Consider the following 241-nt stretch of genomic DNA (forward strand, 5'->3'; position numbering starts at 1 on the left):
GCTTATATGAGCGATCCCACTGATGAGCAGCTGAGCGCGCTTAATATGGCAATGGATCACAAGTCATTTAAAGTGGTCGCTTATGCAGGCGCAGGTAAAACAACGACGCTGAAGCTGATCGGTGAACGCTTACGTGGGCGCGGCTTATATCTAGCCTTTAACAAGGCGATTGCCAACGATGCGCGGCAAAAATTCCCCGGTCACGTGGATTGCCGTACCTTTCACTCACTCGCCTATCGTC

At 51.5% G+C, this 241-nt stretch carries 1 protein-coding gene; it reads left to right on the forward strand.

Annotated features, from left to right (window positions below):
* Positions 1 to 241, forward strand: a 241-nt coding sequence (locus AAEZ03_RS28665) for a DEAD/DEAH box helicase family protein (RefSeq protein ID WP_502947994.1), incomplete at both ends; no start/stop codon positions are given.

It is taken from the genome of Pseudomonas sp. HY2-MNA-CIBAN-0224 (assembly GCF_040310285.1).
Lineage (GTDB): Bacteria > Pseudomonadota > Gammaproteobacteria > Pseudomonadales > Pseudomonadaceae > Aquipseudomonas > Aquipseudomonas helleri.